We start from the raw sequence: 17,697 nt of genomic DNA, 5'->3' as shown, positions 1-17,697 counted from the left end.
CTCCCCCCGGTTAGTTCTTTTCTCTTTTGTAAAAAGGTGTTGCTGCAATCTCAGCCTTCAGCCTTTTGCCTCGGATCTCCACTTCCAATTCAGTTCCAGGCTCAGCATGTTCTTTCTTGATAAGAACAAGGCCAATGTTCTTTTTCAATGTCGGAGATTGAGTGCCTGTTGTCACTTCCCCGATCAGTTCTTCTCCTTTATACACAGGATATCCATGGCGCGGAATACCGCGGTCAATCATTTCAATTCCGGCCAGCTTGCGCGGCACCCCGTTTTCTTTTTGCTTCTTAAGCACTTCTTTTCCGATAAAATCCGCTTCTTTATTTACCTTGACAGCAAAGCCGATACCTGCCTCAAGCGGTGTGATATCAGGTGAGAGCTCCTGACCATAGAGCGCCAGGTTGGCTTCAAAGCGAAGGGTATCCCTTGCGCCAAGTCCGCACGGGCGAACTCCTTCTTCTTTGCCCGCTTCAAGAATTTCATTCCACAATACGGCTGCATCCTTGGCATCACAGTAAACTTCAAATCCATCTTCTCCTGTATATCCAGTTCTGGATACAAGCGCTTTCTTGCCATTCAAATCAACATCCTGCTGGAATTTGAAAAATCCGATATCCGACAGATTAGTGCCAGCAAGCTTTTGGAGCACTTTTTCTGCAAGCGGCCCCTGAATCGCCAGCTGTGCCATATCTTCTGAAAGGTTTTTCAATTCCACATTGCCTTCAGCATGGTCCTGCAGCCAGTTGAAATCCTTTTCGATATTGGAAGCATTTACAACCAGCAAATAGTGGTCATCCTCAATTTTATAGACAAGTAAATCATCAACAGTTCCGCCATTTTCATAGCACATGGCTGTATATTGAGCACCTGAGTTCTTTAATTTGGAAATATCGTTCGTCATCATTTTTTGAAGGTATTTAAGACTGTCCGTCCCCTTCACTTCGATTTCACCCATATGGGATACATCAAAAAGGCCGGCTTTTGTACGGACTGCTTCATGTTCTTCTTTAATGCTTGAAAATTGAACAGGAAGGTCCCAGCCGCCGAAGTCGATGGTTTTTGCTCCGTAATCTTTGTACACCTCAAATAAAGGCGTGCGTTTTAACTTTGACATTTACTCGTCCCCCTTAAATCTTTTGAAATTTGTTTTAGGAACATAAAAAAGGACAGAGTGTCCCCTCAATTATGAGAAGATCTCTGTCCTTGCACCTGAAAGTTTACCGAAACCGGCTTTCCCCTTGGGTGGCTTATTTAAAAGCACTCTCCAGAGCTGCGTCAAACAAGAGTTCTTTTGCCTGAGAGATTCACAGATTTTGCTTGCTCCTTCGGCGCTACAAATGTAGTCTCTCCCCTTGTTGTCATTCGCATTTATAAAATTTTCCAAGATGGTCATACTTATACCAAACAGAAAAAATTTAGCATCCATTACTTCGGTTAACTAAATGTAATGTGTTAACTTTCAAAACTTTCAAAGCTATTAACATCGTACCACCTTAGCAAGGTTTGGGCAATATCTTTATATAGATAAAAGGAGCTGTTTTTATGACAGTGCAAATTGGCTTTGATTCTGCCTGGCAGGATGAATTCTTAAAAAGAATTGATGACGACGGCCCATGGGGAAACTGGGAGCTTTATAAACTGGCTGTTGAGGTTGAGAATCATACAACTATTCCTGACTTTGAAGGCTTGCAGGCTCCAAAGCATCTGCCGAACCTTACTCCTCTTCCCCATCAGCTGGAAGTGGCCAAGCAGGTAGTCGAAAGCATGAACGGCAAAGCGATTCTGGCTGATGAAGTCGGTCTTGGAAAAACGATTGAAGCTGGACTGATATTAAAGGAATATATGATCCGAGGACTCGTAAAAAAAGTTCTTATACTCGTGCCAGCTTCACTCGTTTCACAATGGGCCATGGAACTGAACAGCAAATTTTTCATTCCGGCTGTGGCGCAGCGGAAAAGCTATGTATGGGAACAATGCGACGTTGTGGTATCATCCATCGATACAGCCAAACGCAATCCTCATCGGGACATTATTTACAGCCTTGATTATGACCTGATCATTATAGACGAAGCTCACAAGCTAAAAAATAATAAAACGAAAAACTATGAATTTGTACAAAACCTTAAAAAGAAGTTTTGCCTCCTATTAACAGCAACACCCATTCAGAATCGAATCAGTGAGATTTTCAATCTCGTATCCCTGCTTAAACCCGGACATCTTGGCAATGAATCAGCTTTTTATGAGAATTATAAAAGGGACTCAAGATCTTTGAACGATGATGCACATCTAAAGGAACTCGTAAACAAAGTCATGATCCGCAACCGCAGGGCAGATACCGGGATTGAATGGACCAAAAGACATGTGGAAACCATACCGATTGATTTTTCGCAGGCCGAGCGTGAACTTTATGAAGCAGTAACAGAGCTGCGGAATGAAGAAAATTGGGTCAGTTCCAGCCAGTTTTCAGTGATGACGCTGCAAAGAGAGGCCTGCTCAAGCAGAGAAGCTGTCTATTTTACGCTTCAGAATATGCTGAAAAGACAGGAGCAGCCTTCAATAGCTTTTCAGGAGCAAATACAATACCTTATTAAAAAAGTAGAAGCTGTCCAGCAAAACTCCAAAGCTCAAAAAGCACTGGAATTGATACAGAAAATAAATGACAAGGTCATAATCTTTACTGAATACAGGGCAACGCAAATGTACCTGCAGTGGTTTTTAAAGCAATATGGGATTACTTCGGTTCCGTTCAGGGGAGGATTTAAAAGAGGCAAAAAGGACTGGATGAGGGAGCTTTTCCAAAAGAATGCTCAAGTCCTGATCGCAACAGAAGCGGGAGGAGAAGGAATAAACCTGCAGTTCTGCAATCATATCATTAATTTTGATCTCCCCTGGAATCCAATGCGGCTCGAACAAAGGATTGGGCGCATCCATCGTCTCGGCCAGGAAAAGGATGTCATGATTTATAATTTTGCCACTAAAGAAACAGTCGAAGAACACATCATGAAGCTTTTATATGAGAAAATACATCTCTTCGAAAAAGTCATCGGTGATTTGGACGATATTTTAACAAAGCTTGAATTTGGCAGTATTGACGATCACCTTGTTGATATTTTCGGAAGATCGGCTTCAGAAGGTGAAATGAGAATTAAAATGGAGAACTTGACGAGCATGATTCAATTCGCGGAGGATCTGAAAGAAGGTGAACTGAATGCAGCAACAGGAAATTCATAAATTTCTTGAAAGGTATTTTCACGCAAATGGGTGTGAAATAACTGATAAAGGTCCGGGGTATATGACCGTACAGCTGACGATTGATTTGGATAAAGAATTAATGAATCGTCCCTTTTATTGGCATTATCTCGAAAAAACAGGCGGAATTCCAAACCCGATGCAGCTGACGCTTGTTACAAACCAACAGCTGGCCCCCCCGCATATTAAGGGGGAAGTCATTCATTTCGGCTCCCCGAGGCTTCATCAGATCTTTGATTCAGCCAGGAACCTGGCAGGCTATATCCGTTTATATGAAAATCATCGGCAGGCACCTGGAAAGCAGGTCCCGTTAAGACCATGGCTGGGTATGAACATTCGCGTATCTTATCAATGTGACCGAAAAAGGGATGTCTTTAAATCCATCGGCCTCCAATTGATAAATGGCCAGATGGTCGAAGGTTTTCATGACAGATTGCTTGGCATGAGCCTTACGCCCAAAATCCCCGACTACTCGTTCACATTGTCTCCGCTTATTATGCCGGGGAGCGGAGTATACAGGGTAGCAAATTTTATTAAAACTGAAATTGAACAAGAAGATCATATATGGGCTGATGAGGCCCGTAAGCGCTGGCAAAAAGATCTCAGCCTTCTTGAACATTTTTACGAGGAGGCAGAAGAAAAGGGAGAAAGTTATGAAAACGAAAAAACAGCTCTTCAGGAGCAATATGAACCAAAGGTTAATATTTCCATAATAAATGGCGGTCTCTTTTATCTGACAGACAGCGCAGTCTAAAAATGCAAAAAACCGGCAGACTTAGCCGGTTTTTTGTATGAAAGCTATTTATGTTTTTTTCTTCTCATGCCCAAGTAAAACAGATAAGATAACATGCCAAACCACCTGAATAAAAACGGCTCTTTCATGTCCTTTTTTTCAATACGATGCCGTATTCGCTCATCTTTTGGCTGATCAATATATTTTACTACTGTCTGTGTAAGATACTTTACATAATCGTTGAATTTCATGTCCATACCTGCCTTTTTCCGCACAGAATTGCAATAGCAGTTTGCTATTTATCATTTACAAGTATGTCCAACGGGTTTTCACTCTAAACAATCTATAATCTCTTGTATAATTTCTGCTTTATCTTTATTAGTTGTATCAATGATTACATGCGCAGTTTCTTCATAGAGAGGCATCCTTTTTTCATAAAGGTCATGAATCAGCCTTTTTTTATCGCCTTTCAGCAGCGGCCTGGAATGATCCTTCTCAATCCGTTTAAAAATTTCTTCAGGAGACGCATAAAGGAAGAAAACAATTCCTGTTTCGCTAAGCCTCTTCCTGTTTTCAGGCATTATCACAATTCCTCCGCCAGTGGTTATAACTCCCGCTCTATCACCGATTTCATTTAATATAAGTGATTCAAGATTTCTGAAGTATCCCTCTCCATTCTGTGCGAAAATATCATTAATATTTTTATTCTCCCGCTTCACTATTTCTTCATCTGTATCGAGTACTTCCTGATTTAAACGGGCTGCCAGCTCTTTTCCTATCGTTGTTTTGCCGGAACCCATGAATCCGATTAAGTAAATAGGCTTCATCTTTATCCCCACTCAGTTTTTTTCAATCCATTTTATCATTTTTTGAAGGTCTGTGTCATAGTAAGCATAACCGGAAATTTCCTTATCAGCGTCAATCTTTGTTCTAAAGGTTATCTGAATTAAGCTTGTTGCTACAGGAGAAATCTCATATGAAACCGATCCTTTTTTAAACGAATAAACTCCTGACTCTTTCGGGTCTGCATTTTCACGCAGCATTTTTTCTGTTTTTTTAAAGGAACTCAGCAGGTAGTATTCCTGCATCATGACGGTTTCCGTCTGATTCACGATCCTTTTCTCAGAAATAAACTGGTCTAATTGAATTGTAAGAAGAAAGAGTGCAGCCAGAATGATTGTCAAAGTAAGAGGATACGCAAATCCACCCTGATTACTGTACATTAATATCCTCCATATCCATAAAGTAATAAAGAAATGCGGAATGCTCCTGATCAAAATGATCCGAAACATTTATTCCAACTCCGCCATTTACAGACGTAAATGTAATGGCATTTAGTTTTTGAAGGACAATCTCATGGCCTTTCATATCCACTCTCCTTCGCAAGTTAGATCCATATTTTTCATAAAGCACACTTTTCCCGTCTATCGTTAATACAATTGAACCAGGTGTTATATTTGCAGCATCAGCAAGTCTGATTTCTTTTTTCAGCTGGTTGATAAATACATGCCATTCAAGTCTTTGTGTCCTAGCTTCCATTTTCCAGTCCTGAAAAATGAAATTTAAGCTAACCGTCAAAAAGGAAACAATCAATAAGAATACTGAAAATGAAAACAGCATTTCAAGCATTGTAAATCCCTTATTACTGAAATACCTCACACTTTTCCTTCGTGCTATCCCGTACATTTTCATACCTTATGCAAACCTCCATAAATCCTTGGTTTTCCTTAAGGAATATTTTATAGACTGTCTGATTTTTCTTCATGGTCCTCCCCTCAGGAAAACTACCTTCCGATGCAGCCTCCAAAAGACTTTCATAAAACAGCTGTGTGCCGTCATAATCCTGTTTTACCTCTTCAGAATGCTCAAGTGCCTTTATGACAAGGGGAAACATTATGCCTGCTGCAAGCAGCAGCCCTGATAAAGACAGCAGGAGCTCAGCCAGAAAAAAGCCTTCATTCCTTCTCCACATTAAATCGTCCTCTTCCGATAAAAAATGTTATTTTGTATTGCTCCCTGTCTGCTTTAATATAGAAGCTTCCAAATTTATTTGTAATTCCGCCAGGGCCATATTGAAAATACAAGGGCATTGTTCCCGGCTTAATCTCAATGATTCCGGAATATTCTCTGCTAAAAATAGGATCTGCCGCAAGCTTTTCCTTAGCGAAATACCTATTCTCCTCTGGAATTATCTGAATAGCTACATCTGTCTGGTGGGTTATGGCATAGTTTTGGGCATAAAGGAGGTCAGATTTTAATTGGGAAAAGAACATTATCTTTTCAAGATAGAAAAAATGCGGTTTGAGAAGCAGGGCTGTAACCGAGGCAATAATAAGGAAAATACTGAGAACAAATAGCGACTCTATCAATGTAAAGCCTGCTTTGTTTTTCATCATGACTCTTCAGATTCAACCTTCCCATCTGCAGAAATCGTAATAGCATCTCCATTTGGACAAGTTGTGGTTTCTTGATTGAGATATTCGGCAGCAACTAAGTCCTGTATGTCCGAAGGAAGTACTTTTTTATCGATTTCATATGCCTGAACCTGCGCCTGCACCATTTTAACAAACGCATCGCATCCCTTGCTGTTTATTTTTGAATTGTGTTTTGTTACATTGGGAACGGTGATGATCAAGAGCACCGAAATCACCAATAAAACAATCATCATTTCAATGAGCGTGAATCCTCTGTTATTGTTTAACATGCGCCATTTCATTAAAATCCCTCCAGTAAATGAAACATAGGCAGCAGAACTGCCAAATACATCGAAACTATTAAAAAACCGATAAACATATATAAAATGGGCTGAATGACCTTAAGAAATTTTTCTGTGTTTTCCTCCATTTTGTGCAGACAATGCCTGCTGAAAAAAGTTAATTCCTGGTCCAGCCTGCCATTTTTTTGACCATGTCTAATAATATTAGCCAGTTCCCTTTCAAAAAATGGAAAACTCATTAGAATGTCTTCAAGCTTATTCCCTTCACGGAGCTTGGCCTTAACGGCTTTACCGAGGGCACTGTAAAAAGGCTGCTTATCATTTTTCTCAAAAAGGCTCAGCGCCTCAGATATGGATAAGCCGCCCTTTAAAAGATAACTGAGCTGTACAGCAAAGAAATGGGTATAGTAAAGGCGAAGAAAATGGCCAGCTGCAGGTACTCTTACCAGGATCTTTTTTTGCTGGATAGGGGAAAGATTTCTGAATCTGACAAAATAGTATATAAGCAAAGCGACCAAGCCGAAGAGCAGGATCATAAAGAAAAATGGGAGAAAATCACCAAACAAATAAACGGCTTTCGTGAAGAAATTAGGCTGAAGCTGCATTGAAATGAATAAGGAAGAGAAGCGGGGCAACAGGACTTTATCAACGAAAATAAATAAGAATGCGGTAATGAGCATCAGGAAGATCGGATAGGCCATCATCTTTTTCAATTTTTCAATGTCCTTGCCTTTTCGGAGCACCATTTCGCTTCCTTCAAGAAATGCAGAAGCAAGACCTCCGTGCTGTTCAGCAAAAAAAACATAGCCAATCAGATTTTTATTAAAGTTCATGTTTGCAAGTATTTGATAAAATGGAAACCCTTCTCTCAATTGAGAGAGGCACTGCCTGATTTCATGTTTTCTTTTTAGCGGCAGCTGATGCACCAGTGACTCCAGCGCTTCAGATAAAGGGTAACCTCTGGACAACAGTTCCCCCGTATTCTTTAGAAATAAACCCTGTTCTTGAATGGTCCATTTATGCTTCTCCATCGCCATGCACCCACCTGCTGTACTCAGTTTCCTTTATATAGCCTAGAGCAATCCCTTTAGTTATGATTTCCTTCAGTGTTCGATACTTAACAAGGCTGCTTTCCCCTCTTGCCTTCTTTATGGAGGCATTGAGCGCCCTTCCTGAGAGCAGTTCAAACACACTTGCCCTTTTCCACCTGCCATATCCATAGCAGAATGGGGAGCATTCCTCTTCACAATATGGACAATTCAATTCGACAAGGCGCTGTGCGGTGACTGCCACTAGAGTCTGCTCAATCTCCAGCATGTTCACTCCAAACTCAGCCATACGATATACAGCCCCTGCAGCATCCCGGGTATGCATAGTGCTTAAAACAAGGTGACCAGTAAGCGCTGCTCTAACTGCAATCTTCGCCGTTTCCGCATCCCTGATTTCACCCACCATAATGATATCCGGGTCATGGCGAAGGATTGCTTTTAAGCCTGCAGAATAAGATACGCCGGCTTTCTCATTCACTTGAACTTGAAGAACTAAGTCATTCTCTTTTTCAATGGGATCTTCCAGGGTGATGACATTGCGATGGAACATATGGGAGGTTTCATTCAGAAGGGAATACAGTGTTGTGGTTTTTCCGCTGCCGGTCGGGCCAGTGAAAATAATCAATCCATGAGCATGCTTCAGCAGTGCAAGCATTTTTCTTGTCATGTCTGGAAAAAGGCTGATTTGGTAAAAAGGAATTTGTTCCTGTTGGGGAAGAATTCTGATAACTAGGCTTTCGCTGTGGCTAGATGGGAGGGTTGAAAAGCGCAGGCCAATCATTTGTCCGTCTACTTCAAATGAATATGCACCGCTCTGCGGCCTTCTCTTTTCACCAATATCCATCGATGCTGTAAATTTAAAATGAGAAATCAATCTGTCGCACTCTTCTTTGGGAAGATAAAGCCTTGGGGTCAATTGGCTTCCGAACCTCAGCTGAATGAGTGTGTCTTTTCTTCGGGGAATGATGTGGATGTCGGATGCATGGCTTCTGACTGCGTCTTTAATAATTCGTTCTGCCATTCTTTCAATTATACTCAACTAATTATGCACCACCTTTTTTAATTGTTATGGATAATAATTCGACTTATCCAGAGCATTTCCTTCATTCTTCGACAAATTTTTTTGACGAATTTGTGAATAGATTATTTTTTTCTTTCCATAATAAAAAAGGATAAAGCGAATTGATGGGCTATAGCCAAGCGGTAAGGCACCGGACTTTGACTCCGTCATGCGCAGGTTCGAATCCTGCTAGCCCAGTAGTTGTGGAAGGACACCGGATGTCCTTCCTTTTTCAATTTTAAAAAAACTATTTAGCCATATTCTTAAATGCATCCGGATTATAGCCTATGACAATCTTATCTCCGTTTGTCAGAATCGGCCTCCGCAGCAGTTTAGGCTCCTTAATCACCATTTGCACCACTTCTGATAAAGATAATTCCTCAAGGTTCTGTCCCAGTTCTTTATAGGTCTGGCTGCGGGTCGCGAGAAGCTCATCAAGGCCGCTTGTGGTTAAAGAAAGGATTTTTAATAATTCTCTTGGTGATGGAGTCTCCCTGAAGAGATGCCTTTCTTTAAAATCAATTGAATGGGCTGTCAGCCATTTTTTCGTCTTCCTGCAGGAAGTACAGCTGGGATATGTGAAAAATGTCAATTGGCTCATACCTCTTCACCTCACAAATTCATTATTATGATTATGTCGACACGTATTGTATATTAATTGTACAATATATGTATACACTTTTGTATAAGTAATTAAACTTCATTTGTGAACATTTTCTAAACTTATAGTGATTACAGTGTTAACCTCAATCGGCTGTATTATAATGGAAGCAGGCCAGGAAGGCGCCAGCTAAATCCTTTAAGTGACAGCTGATGACCTCGGGAATAAATAATCCTTTTGAGGTGACAATAAATGGAGCAAACATTAAAAATAACCAATGTGTTATCCGACCCAACCCGCTATTATATTTATCAATACATTACTAAACGGCATAAAGATGTTACCGTACAGGAGATTGCTGATAATTTCAGCATCCATCCCAATGTTGCAAGGTTGCATTTATCCAAGCTTGAAGATGTAAATATGCTTGTTTCTGAAACAAAAAAAACGGGCAAAGGCGGAAGGCCCAGCCGGTTATATCGGTTGTCTGATGATGTTGTACAGCTGCATTTCCCTTACAGGGATTATCAGCTGCTGGCCAAAATAGCCATGGAAACAATGCTTGACTTAGGTGAAGAAGGACGAAAAGCACTGTATGCGACAGGGAAAAAGTTTGGGGGTGAGCTGATCGGCCAAGAGCTTAAACGGTATGGAAACACAGATCAACTTACTTTTGAACAGAAATTAAACATCTTAAAGCATGCTGCCGATTTGTCTGGATTTCACCCTGAATTTGATGCAAATGAGGAAAAGACCATTGTCTATTTCCAAATTTATAATTGCCCATTTAAGGAGGTTGCAGCCCGGCATGCTGAGCCAGTCTGCAATATGCATTATGAATTTTTAAAGGGAATGTTTGAAAGTCTGTTTGATTCCATTCAGCTGGTGGAAAAGCAGAATATGCTCACTGGCTGTGATTCGTGCGCATACAAAGCAATTGTTGGAAATTAAAGGAACCCGCAGAAAAATGGCGGAAAAAAGACCGTGCTAAGCATTTTTCCCCGCCCTTTTCTGGACTATTTAGAAACCATTATTTACTTTTATTAAGCATTTACTTTATAATATTGTAGTGATGGACTTGTAAGGGTAAAAGGAGGGATACATATGGATCGTATGTACAGAGTATTAGGATTCTGGACGGGAATTTTCGCTGTTATGTTTTACCTTGGCGATATGTATACAACGTCCTTGATTTTCTTCGGCCAAACAGGATTTTTCCTGCTTTTAAGCTACTTAAAGCTTTCCGAACGTATGTATATTTATGTTTTTGGAGCATACTTAACTGTTTTCTTCGTAGGCTTCACTTACTGGTCAACATTTATGATGACACCTGGCGCCGGCGGCCACTAATAGCCGATAAAAAAGCGATGAATTCATCGCTTTTTTATTTTTGCCCTATTTTCTTTGCCTGAAGGACCAGATGGAATGCTGCACTCATGCCTGAAGGCATTATCAGACTTCTGATTGCCCGGTTTCTTTTGCTGACAGGAGAAAACGGGTTAGGATCATAATGATCTTCAAGCTCCTGTAAAATGCCGGCAGACAGCAGGAATTCATCCTGTCTCATCTTAAAATGACAATCCAGCCCTTCTTTCTCTCCCATGCGGATCAGGGAATCAAAATGAATATGGCTGGTTATATCCATCTCTCCAGGATGCTCGAGTACATTCTTAATTAAAGAATGCTTGTAATAACCTCTGAGACTTCCATCTCTTCTCATCGGTTCTTGCCATTCCTCATCTGTATAGCCATAATCGGCAGTCAGCACAAATCCTTTATCCAGAGCTGCAGACAGACTTTTGATCATCTGTTCCATTTGCAGAGGGATTTCAATTCTTTGACCATCGCTAAGTGACAAACCGCTTTCTTCAAGGAATAAGGAAACATCTTTATTTGTTAATGGCACAGCTTTTTCTGCAAGCTTTCCGTCTTTTACGGTTACCATAATTTCATGCAATTGATCATTTACTTTTTCAACCACATGTACAGGCAAGGCATCAAACAGCTCATTTGAAAAAATCAGGCCGCAAAATGGGGTGATCTCGTTCCAGCTATCTATTTGTCTGATATGTTCGGAAAATACTATCTGCTCCTGCTGCAGTTTCCTGTGATAGGGGCTTGTTTCAAGAATATAGTAATGAATCTCTTCATCAGCAATAAGATTCCACTCATCAAGGAAAGCTTTCGCAAAGCGCCCATTTCCGCCCCCTATTTCACAGACCTGAAAAGGCAGCTTATATTTCCCTGCCATTTGATGAAACCACTTTGATATGGTCCTTCCATATATATCAGAAACATTGCTGGTTGTAATAAAATCTCCCCCCGGCCCAATTTTTTCCGCATCTTTCATATAGTAACCATATTCGGAATGATAAAGGGCCTGCTGGATATAGTCAGCATAGCTGATCATTTTTTGAGGAGTATTTTCTATATAATTTATTATTAAATTCAGCATATAAACTCCCTTTTCGAATAAAAAATCTAGATCTCTGGAAACAGCCATTTTTATTGTTTTGGACACTTTTTTCACTATTGACATAGTGTTTTCCCTGTTATATTGTTAATGTAGTAGCTTAACTATATCCCCTCCCATTTTATATGAATAAAACATCCCCCAGAAAAGCCCTTCTCATTGGAGAAGGGCTTTTCTATTTTCCAATCAGAATCCATTCAGGAATGGATTTGAATCCATTTCCAGGCCAATTGTCGTAACCGGTCCGTGTCCAGGAAGCACTTCTGTTTCTTCAGGCAATGACAAAAGCTTATTATGTATACTTTCAAGGAGCTGCTGATGATTTCCGCCCGGCAGGTCTGTGCGTCCGATGCTTCCGCTGAACAGCGCGTCACCGGCAACCACAAGACCAGCATCTCTAAAATACAGAGAAACACTCCCTGGAGAATGGCCAGGTGTCTCCAGAATTTTAAAGGTAAATTCACCTATGCTCAACTCTTGTTCAGCTGTTATAATATGGTCGGCAGGCCTTGCTTTTATCAGCTTGCCTATTTTAAATAGGTGAGAACCATTTAAGGCTGGATCCGGAAGCCACGCTGCTTCTTTTTCATGTATGTATACTGGGATAGAAAATGCATCTCTTATTTCGTCTACAGCGCCAATATGATCAAAATGGGCATGAGTAAGTATGACAGCCAGAGGTTTCAGTCCTTTTTGTTCGATAATACCGCTCAGTTTTCCACTTTCTTCACCCGGATCAAAGATTAAACAATCTTTGTTTTCATTCGAAAGGACATAACAGTTTGTTTGCAATGGGCCAAGAGGGATCTGATTCCATTCCATTGCCTACACCTCCATTGTTGATTTATTTGTCTATTATTTTACACTATATCAGAATGGAATGCCTTATATCTGCAAAAGGAGTGTAAGATGAAAATCCTATATGGCGTTGAAGCCGGCTATATTATTCAAGATGTGCCCGAATTCATGAACTTAATAAAAAATAATACTGAACTGTTCGATTTTCAGCAGAGCATCTTTCTGTTTGAAGAGAGGAATCATGCAGAATTTACCAAAAGCGTCCTCGTCGATGCCGGACTTTTTGAAGAATTTTTTAAGCTCTGTTACATAAAATCGGGTGTAAAGGGAGAAACTTTTGAAGACTTTGCGATTGAAACAGAAAGCGGAGTTTGCTTGTTCACGGAGCTCCTTAGCGCCTTTACAATAACCGGGGGCAATAAGGAAGATATCCGGATGGCTGTGTATCAATTTCAGGAGCATTTAGTCTTTACGGAGAAAGATGAAAAAATGCCAGCGGTTTATTTTTCGGAACTTCATCTAAAGGATTTAATAATCGGCATTGCTGAAGCATATGACATACAAGTGTCATTTTTAGACCTCGACAAATAGAAGAAAAAAATATAAAATAAAGGACGAATGTATATACTTGGGTTTTACATAATGGGTATATAACCTGAAGAATGATTTTGATATGGCTTTTGCCTGCTGATCACGAAATAAAGGGGGCTGTTTTAATGGGACTACCAATCATTTTTGCATTAGTCGCAGTTCTTGCAGCTTTTGGTGCATTTAGTGCACTGAAGAACAAGAACTTCCTTGGCTTGGTTTTTGCTGTAGGAACACTTGCCGTTTTCGGATGGTTCTCTGTAATGACCTTAATTAACAGTGGATATCCTGCTGTTCACTAAGAAAAACACAGCGTTACCGCCAACCCGCCGGCGCATTGAGCTTTACTTTAAGAAATAAAAGGGCTTCCCTCAGTGGGAGCCCTTTTATTTTTAGCTATTAAGCCGGCTTTCAACTCTTTGGACCTTTTCTTCCATTTTTCTCTTAACATCTCTTCTGTCATCAATGCGGATATTTGTCGCCACTCTCATTAAGCCTTTTTCAAAAGGGACTTCATGCATTGCCTGGATGACCTCAAACAAATCAGAAAGCTCCCCTTCAATAATGGTATTCATAGGTGTCAGCTGAAATCGAATTGTGCCGCTTTCCTCGTATTTTTTTAATACACGCTGAATGTCTGCCACATAGCTGCTGACACTTGGTGTTTCCGTTCCAATTGGAATGACTGTAACATCTGCGATTGCCATATCTATGCTCCTTTACCTGCTTGATTACTCGTTCTGTTCAACTAACCGAATGACCTCTTTTCTGCCGGTCATTATCAGTTCCTCAAGATAGAAACCTGTTAAACAGGCTTTCCCGTCGGGTGAACAGCTGAGCGGCGCATTTTCCATATCTTCGAAAAGCACTTCCTTATCGCCGGTTTCACTGTCAACGGATATAAGCTGAAATCCCCCTGCATACATATCACTCTCAGCGCTATACAATGGCTGGAAAGTAATGATTCCTCGGGGAATCCAGTCATAATACGGCACCAGCCAATCCGAAAATCTTGTCAAGTGAGGTACCGAGAATGATGATAGCTTATTGAAATGATTATCCATAAAAGTATACAGTGCCTGGTCTGATTGATTTGCCGGCACAGTAATGGTCATTAGCCTGTCCCTGGCAGCATCGAATTGAAAAATGTCTTCCTCAACGAGGGTTTCATTATTTCCAGCAATAGATTGCTTAACGAGCGGTGCGAAAAGTGACGGGTTTTCACTGTCCCAATCAAGGAAAATAAGATGATTTGAATCCCACCATTTAGCAAAAGGCTCCCTTAAGTTTAATTCTGCTAATGTACCTTTTGCGATATCTATATGGTAAGGTGTGAAATCCCAGTCTTCAGTAAATGAAGCAATTAATATAGACTCTTCATGATAAGGGTTCCACTCAACAGCAAAATCAAAGCCAGTAATATTTTCCTCCCAGACAACTTTTCCATTTGATTTTATAACCGTTAAGGCTGCTTCATAGGTTCCAGGTGATGATCGAATCAATATGTATTTGCCGGCTGGGCTTACCGTTACAGATGCAATCGGGTGTGAACTTTCATAGAGAAGCTCTTGTTCGCCTGAAAACAGGCTATAAGCATAAATCCTGGAAGCTGCGCCATCATTTACAGTGTAAACAATTTGATCATTGCTGAGCCAGCCATTTGCTCCCTGAAATTCCCCTTCTTTTATCCGGATAGTCTTAATGCTCTTGTCTCCGGCTTCATCAGGTGGTGCGGAAGGTTCAGAAGCTTCCTTTTCCTGATCCTTATTCTGCTCTATCTCAGTTTTCTCAGGCTGTACACAGCCGGTTATTAAAAATAATGAAAGCAGCAGAATAAAAGATACAAAAAGAAACTTCCTGTGATCTGCAATGTTTAACAAGTCCGCCCCCCCCTTTTCTCCCTAAATATAAGTACGTAAATAGCATGAAAATGTTTCAATATTAATAGAAATTAAAAAATTTAATAGGAAAAAGCCGTTTTTCCGTCTTCAATTGGGAAAAGCGGCTGGTTTACATAGAACTATTGGCTTAGAGAAGTTAGTATGATAGTAATTTTAATGTCTGCTTGATTAAAATACAATACAGAATCAATTTTAAAGTCAATTTTTTTACATATAAAGTGATGCAAGAAAAATGCCCAGCACCTCTTCATAAATATCATCATACTGTGACAGGGGCAGTGGATTAATGCCTCTTCCCAATTCAATTGTGAATCCCGGCATCCGGAAATCCTGTATAAACCAATCCTTATAACCCGCAAAGCTATCAATGTACTGGACTGCCTTATATCCGCTGACACGCTCGAATTCTTGCGCGATTACCTCCGATTCCGGAGGCTCCATTCCCTCATATCCCCAATAAAACTCTGCCCCTTGTGTATGGAAGGCCAACATCCGATCGAATTGATTATCTCTTGCCAACTCCGCCATCGCTATGGCTTCCGGTTCCGTTAACGGGGCTTCTCCAAGATAATCTCTTGGTGCCGGAGCACTTTGTTCACTTCGCTGTTTCTCAAAGTCCCATTTGGCAGGAAACTGATTATTTAAATCAACCCCTCTAATATTAGCCTTCCATCCTGTGAAATCAGTGCTGCCCCTATTTATTGAAATAACTTCCTCCCTGACTTCCGCTGGAGGCCCGTTCAACACCAGGTCAACCCCATCAGGGTTCACCATTGGAACTATGGAAAGGTCAACGGAATTATACAAAGGCATTGTTGAAATTCCTCTAATCGGCCGGACATTTGTAATGGATAAAAGAAAGCTGTTCAGCAAAGCCATTAATATAGGAGTCGTAATCCATTCATTCGCATGAAAGGATGCATTGATTTGCACTTTCTTATTCCCTTTGCCTAACCGTATTTCCTGTATTGGCTTTCCAAGGACACTTCGGCCAATTGTATTTACTTTTATAAACGGATAAATATCTGCCAGCATGGAGATATCGGCTGTTAATGCTTTATAATCATAAATTCTCCTGCCTGATACAATTGGGGTTATGACGCGCCTCGGCAGTTTTATAGTCGAACCAGGGATCAGGCTGTTCGGATTAAGGGATTGATTAACAAGGAGAAGAGCATCCACAGACAGGTTACGGGAAGAACTCAGCTTCCAAAAGGTGTCACCTGATTTAACCGTATAATTTAGTAATGTAAAACCCGGAATATTAATTTCCCGGCCTATCTTCAGTGATGCAGGATTAATTCCGGGATTAGCATCAGCAATGAGATTGACTGGCATCATAAAGAGCTGACTGTAATACCATAAGGAATCTCCTGAGCGGACTTTGACTTTCATCTTTCTCCCCCTTTCCATCATTTCAATTTTATGAGAAAAAGAAAAAAAGATGACTGATTAACTTTGTAAAAATGAGCAGCTGATAGGTAACCAGGGATCCGCTTTGCTTAAGACTCTCACTTTTCGAGAAAAAGAAAAAGCACCTGCACCTCAGGTACTTATCTTTCAATTTACTTATTTTTTGCCAGCCAGGCTGCACCAATTACTCCGGCATCATTGCCCAATGTCGCAATATCAATGATTGTGGACTCCTTCACTCTTGCAAACGCAAATTTCATGAAATTTGCAATAACCGGCTTAAGCAGTATATCTCCTGCTCTGGAAACTCCTCCGCCCAATACTATTTTCTCCGGATTTAACGTATTCGCAATATTTGCCAATGCCAATCCAAGGTGCATAGCTGTATTATTGACTGTCAGAATTGATGTTTCATCCCCATTCCTTGCAGAATCGAAAACATCTTTTGCAGTAATAAACCCGTTTGCCTTGTACAATTGAGATAGAGCCCCTTCTCCGCGAGATTCAAGGTTTTCAAGAGCCTGCCGAACAATGCCCGTAGCAGATGCAATTGTTTCAAGGCAGCCTGTTTTGCCGCAATTGCACTGAGCCCCGCCAACAGGAATGGAGGTAATGTGGCCTATTTCACCAGCAGCCCCGCTGACTCCCTGCACAATATCTCCGTTGGCAATTACGCCTCCGCCGACACCTGTTCCAAGTGTTACACACACCAGATCTTTAGCGCCATTTCCGGCACCCTTCCACATTTCCCCGAGAGCAGCACAGTTAGCATCATTATCAATGATGACTGGAAGTGAGGTTTCCACTTCAAGAAGATCCTTCAGCGGATAATTATCTTTCCAGCCTAAATTAACAGTGTTATATACAACACCCGTTGCCAGATTTACTGGACCTGGCGCCCCCATGCCAATGCCGATAATTTTATCCTTGCTTAAATCCAATTCCTCTAATTTATGATCGATAGCTTTAGCTATATTTATAGTAATATTTTTTCCTTCTTCACTATTATCCGTGGGAATTTCCCATTTATGAATTATTTCCCCATAGTAGTTAATAAAAGCAAGCTTTGTTGTTGTTCCGCCTAAATCTACCCCTACCAGCCATTTTTCTGCCAAA

23 protein-coding genes, 1 tRNA gene and 1 riboswitch are annotated in these 17,697 nt (G+C 40.8%); of the genes, 7 read left to right on the top strand and 17 right to left on the bottom strand.

The window, feature by feature from the left end:
- Positions 1-10: 10 nt before the first annotated feature.
- Complete coding sequence (gcvT, locus tag NYE23_RS02090) at positions 11-1,114, bottom strand: glycine cleavage system aminomethyltransferase GcvT (RefSeq protein WP_341075101.1); 1,104 nt, start codon at positions 1,112-1,114, stop codon at positions 11-13.
- A 159-nt stretch (positions 1,115-1,273) separates the two neighbouring features.
- Positions 1,274-1,362, bottom strand: a riboswitch (glycine riboswitch).
- Between the two features lie 180 nt (positions 1,363-1,542).
- Here gcvT and NYE23_RS02085 point away from each other — a divergent pair.
- Both NYE23_RS02085 and NYE23_RS02080 read left to right on the top strand, forming a co-directional pair.
- The gene (locus NYE23_RS02085) at positions 1,543-3,231 is read left to right on the top strand and encodes a DEAD/DEAH box helicase (protein ID WP_341075099.1); all 1,689 of its coding nucleotides are present in this window, start codon (positions 1,543-1,545) and stop codon (positions 3,229-3,231) included.
- On the top strand, positions 3,209-4,003 hold the full coding sequence (locus NYE23_RS02080; RefSeq protein ID WP_341075097.1) for a YqhG family protein: 795 nt from the start codon (positions 3,209-3,211) through the stop codon (positions 4,001-4,003). The genes NYE23_RS02085 and NYE23_RS02080 overlap by 23 nt, the downstream gene beginning before the upstream one ends.
- 44 nt (positions 4,004-4,047) lie before the next feature.
- Here the strand turns inward: NYE23_RS02080 and NYE23_RS02075 are convergent, their stop codons facing one another.
- From NYE23_RS02075 to comGA, 9 genes are all read right to left on the bottom strand, one after another.
- Positions 4,048-4,233, bottom strand: coding sequence for a YqzE family protein (locus tag NYE23_RS02075; protein WP_341075095.1), 186 nt, complete (start codon positions 4,231-4,233; stop codon positions 4,048-4,050).
- A 78-nt stretch (positions 4,234-4,311) separates the two neighbouring features.
- Positions 4,312-4,809 carry a shikimate kinase gene (locus tag NYE23_RS02070; protein WP_341075093.1) on the bottom strand — a complete coding sequence of 166 codons (498 nt, stop codon included), beginning with the start codon at positions 4,807-4,809 and terminating at the stop codon, positions 4,312-4,314.
- Positions 4,810-4,821: 12 nt separating this feature from the next.
- Positions 4,822-5,205 (bottom strand): competence type IV pilus minor pilin ComGG, encoded by a 384-nt coding sequence (gene comGG / locus NYE23_RS02065; protein ID WP_341075092.1) that lies wholly within the window; start codon positions 5,203-5,205, stop codon positions 4,822-4,824.
- Positions 5,195-5,668, bottom strand: coding sequence for a competence type IV pilus minor pilin ComGF (gene comGF, locus NYE23_RS02060; protein WP_341080572.1), 474 nt, complete (start codon positions 5,666-5,668; stop codon positions 5,195-5,197). Before comGF ends, comGG begins: the two co-directional genes overlap by 11 nt.
- Positions 5,625-5,954, bottom strand: coding sequence for a phosphatase (locus NYE23_RS02055; RefSeq protein WP_341075091.1), 330 nt, complete (start codon positions 5,952-5,954; stop codon positions 5,625-5,627). The genes comGF and NYE23_RS02055 overlap by 44 nt, the downstream gene beginning before the upstream one ends.
- Positions 5,938-6,375 carry a competence type IV pilus minor pilin ComGD gene (gene comGD, locus NYE23_RS02050; RefSeq protein ID WP_341075090.1) on the bottom strand — a complete coding sequence of 146 codons (438 nt, stop codon included), beginning with the start codon at positions 6,373-6,375 and terminating at the stop codon, positions 5,938-5,940. The genes NYE23_RS02055 and comGD overlap by 17 nt, the downstream gene beginning before the upstream one ends.
- Positions 6,375-6,698 (bottom strand): competence type IV pilus major pilin ComGC, encoded by a 324-nt coding sequence (gene comGC, locus NYE23_RS02045; RefSeq protein ID WP_341075088.1) that lies wholly within the window; start codon positions 6,696-6,698, stop codon positions 6,375-6,377. Before comGC ends, comGD begins: the two co-directional genes overlap by 1 nt.
- The gene (gene comGB, locus NYE23_RS02040) at positions 6,698-7,729 is read right to left on the bottom strand and encodes a competence type IV pilus assembly protein ComGB (RefSeq protein WP_341075087.1); all 1,032 of its coding nucleotides are present in this window, start codon (positions 7,727-7,729) and stop codon (positions 6,698-6,700) included. Before comGB ends, comGC begins: the two co-directional genes overlap by 1 nt.
- The gene (comGA, locus tag NYE23_RS02035; protein WP_341075086.1) at positions 7,716-8,786 is read right to left on the bottom strand and encodes a competence type IV pilus ATPase ComGA; all 1,071 of its coding nucleotides are present in this window, start codon (positions 8,784-8,786) and stop codon (positions 7,716-7,718) included. Before comGA ends, comGB begins: the two co-directional genes overlap by 14 nt.
- A gap of 147 nt (positions 8,787-8,933) precedes the next feature.
- Between comGA and NYE23_RS02030 the strand changes: the two genes are divergently transcribed.
- A tRNA-Gln gene (locus NYE23_RS02030) sits at positions 8,934-9,005 on the top strand.
- Positions 9,006-9,054: 49 nt separating this feature from the next.
- Here NYE23_RS02030 and NYE23_RS02025 read toward each other — a convergent pair.
- Positions 9,055-9,408: a Spx/MgsR family RNA polymerase-binding regulatory protein gene (locus NYE23_RS02025; RefSeq protein WP_341075084.1), complete on the bottom strand. Its 354-nt coding sequence runs from the start codon at positions 9,406-9,408 to the stop codon at positions 9,055-9,057.
- A 252-nt stretch (positions 9,409-9,660) separates the two neighbouring features.
- Between NYE23_RS02025 and NYE23_RS02020 the strand changes: the two genes are divergently transcribed.
- The gene (locus NYE23_RS02020) at positions 9,661-10,359 is read left to right on the top strand and encodes a helix-turn-helix transcriptional regulator (protein ID WP_341075083.1); all 699 of its coding nucleotides are present in this window, start codon (positions 9,661-9,663) and stop codon (positions 10,357-10,359) included.
- 153 nt (positions 10,360-10,512) lie between these two features.
- On the top strand, positions 10,513-10,758 hold the full coding sequence (locus NYE23_RS02015; RefSeq protein WP_009332938.1) for a DUF2626 domain-containing protein: 246 nt from the start codon (positions 10,513-10,515) through the stop codon (positions 10,756-10,758).
- A 34-nt stretch (positions 10,759-10,792) separates the two neighbouring features.
- Here the strand turns inward: NYE23_RS02015 and NYE23_RS02010 are convergent, their stop codons facing one another.
- Both NYE23_RS02010 and NYE23_RS02005 read right to left on the bottom strand, forming a co-directional pair.
- A complete protein-coding gene (locus tag NYE23_RS02010; RefSeq protein WP_341075082.1) occupies positions 10,793-11,863 on the bottom strand; it encodes a class I SAM-dependent methyltransferase in 1,071 nt (356 codons plus the stop codon).
- A gap of 204 nt (positions 11,864-12,067) precedes the next feature.
- Positions 12,068-12,703: an MBL fold metallo-hydrolase gene (locus tag NYE23_RS02005; RefSeq protein ID WP_341075081.1), complete on the bottom strand. Its 636-nt coding sequence runs from the start codon at positions 12,701-12,703 to the stop codon at positions 12,068-12,070.
- Between the two features lie 87 nt (positions 12,704-12,790).
- Between NYE23_RS02005 and NYE23_RS02000 the strand changes: the two genes are divergently transcribed.
- Both NYE23_RS02000 and NYE23_RS01995 read left to right on the top strand, forming a co-directional pair.
- Positions 12,791-13,270, top strand: coding sequence for a hypothetical protein (locus tag NYE23_RS02000; protein WP_341075080.1), 480 nt, complete (start codon positions 12,791-12,793; stop codon positions 13,268-13,270).
- Positions 13,271-13,395: 125 nt separating this feature from the next.
- The gene (locus NYE23_RS01995) at positions 13,396-13,569 is read left to right on the top strand and encodes a DUF2759 domain-containing protein (protein WP_048008269.1); all 174 of its coding nucleotides are present in this window, start codon (positions 13,396-13,398) and stop codon (positions 13,567-13,569) included.
- Positions 13,570-13,659: 90 nt separating this feature from the next.
- Here the strand turns inward: NYE23_RS01995 and NYE23_RS01990 are convergent, their stop codons facing one another.
- The 4 genes from NYE23_RS01990 to NYE23_RS01975 all read right to left on the bottom strand — a co-directional run bounded on the left by NYE23_RS01990 (position 13,660) and on the right by NYE23_RS01975 (position 17,696).
- Positions 13,660-13,974 carry an MTH1187 family thiamine-binding protein gene (locus tag NYE23_RS01990; RefSeq protein ID WP_341075079.1) on the bottom strand — a complete coding sequence of 105 codons (315 nt, stop codon included), beginning with the start codon at positions 13,972-13,974 and terminating at the stop codon, positions 13,660-13,662.
- 24 nt (positions 13,975-13,998) lie between these two features.
- The gene (locus NYE23_RS01985; RefSeq protein ID WP_341075078.1) at positions 13,999-15,147 is read right to left on the bottom strand and encodes a YqgU-like beta propeller domain-containing protein; all 1,149 of its coding nucleotides are present in this window, start codon (positions 15,145-15,147) and stop codon (positions 13,999-14,001) included.
- A 228-nt stretch (positions 15,148-15,375) separates the two neighbouring features.
- The gene (locus NYE23_RS01980; protein WP_341075077.1) at positions 15,376-16,563 is read right to left on the bottom strand and encodes a M14 family metallopeptidase; all 1,188 of its coding nucleotides are present in this window, start codon (positions 16,561-16,563) and stop codon (positions 15,376-15,378) included.
- 170 nt (positions 16,564-16,733) lie between these two features.
- Positions 16,734-17,696 (bottom strand): ROK family glucokinase, encoded by a 963-nt coding sequence (locus tag NYE23_RS01975; protein ID WP_341075076.1) that lies wholly within the window; start codon positions 17,694-17,696, stop codon positions 16,734-16,736.
- Position 17,697 lies beyond the last annotated feature (1 nt).

The organism is Cytobacillus sp. FSL H8-0458 (assembly GCF_038002165.1).
GTDB lineage: Bacteria > Bacillota > Bacilli > Bacillales > Cytobacillaceae > Cytobacillus.
Note: the sequence above shows the minus strand (reverse complement) of the source record. Positions and strands in the feature narration are given on the sequence as shown.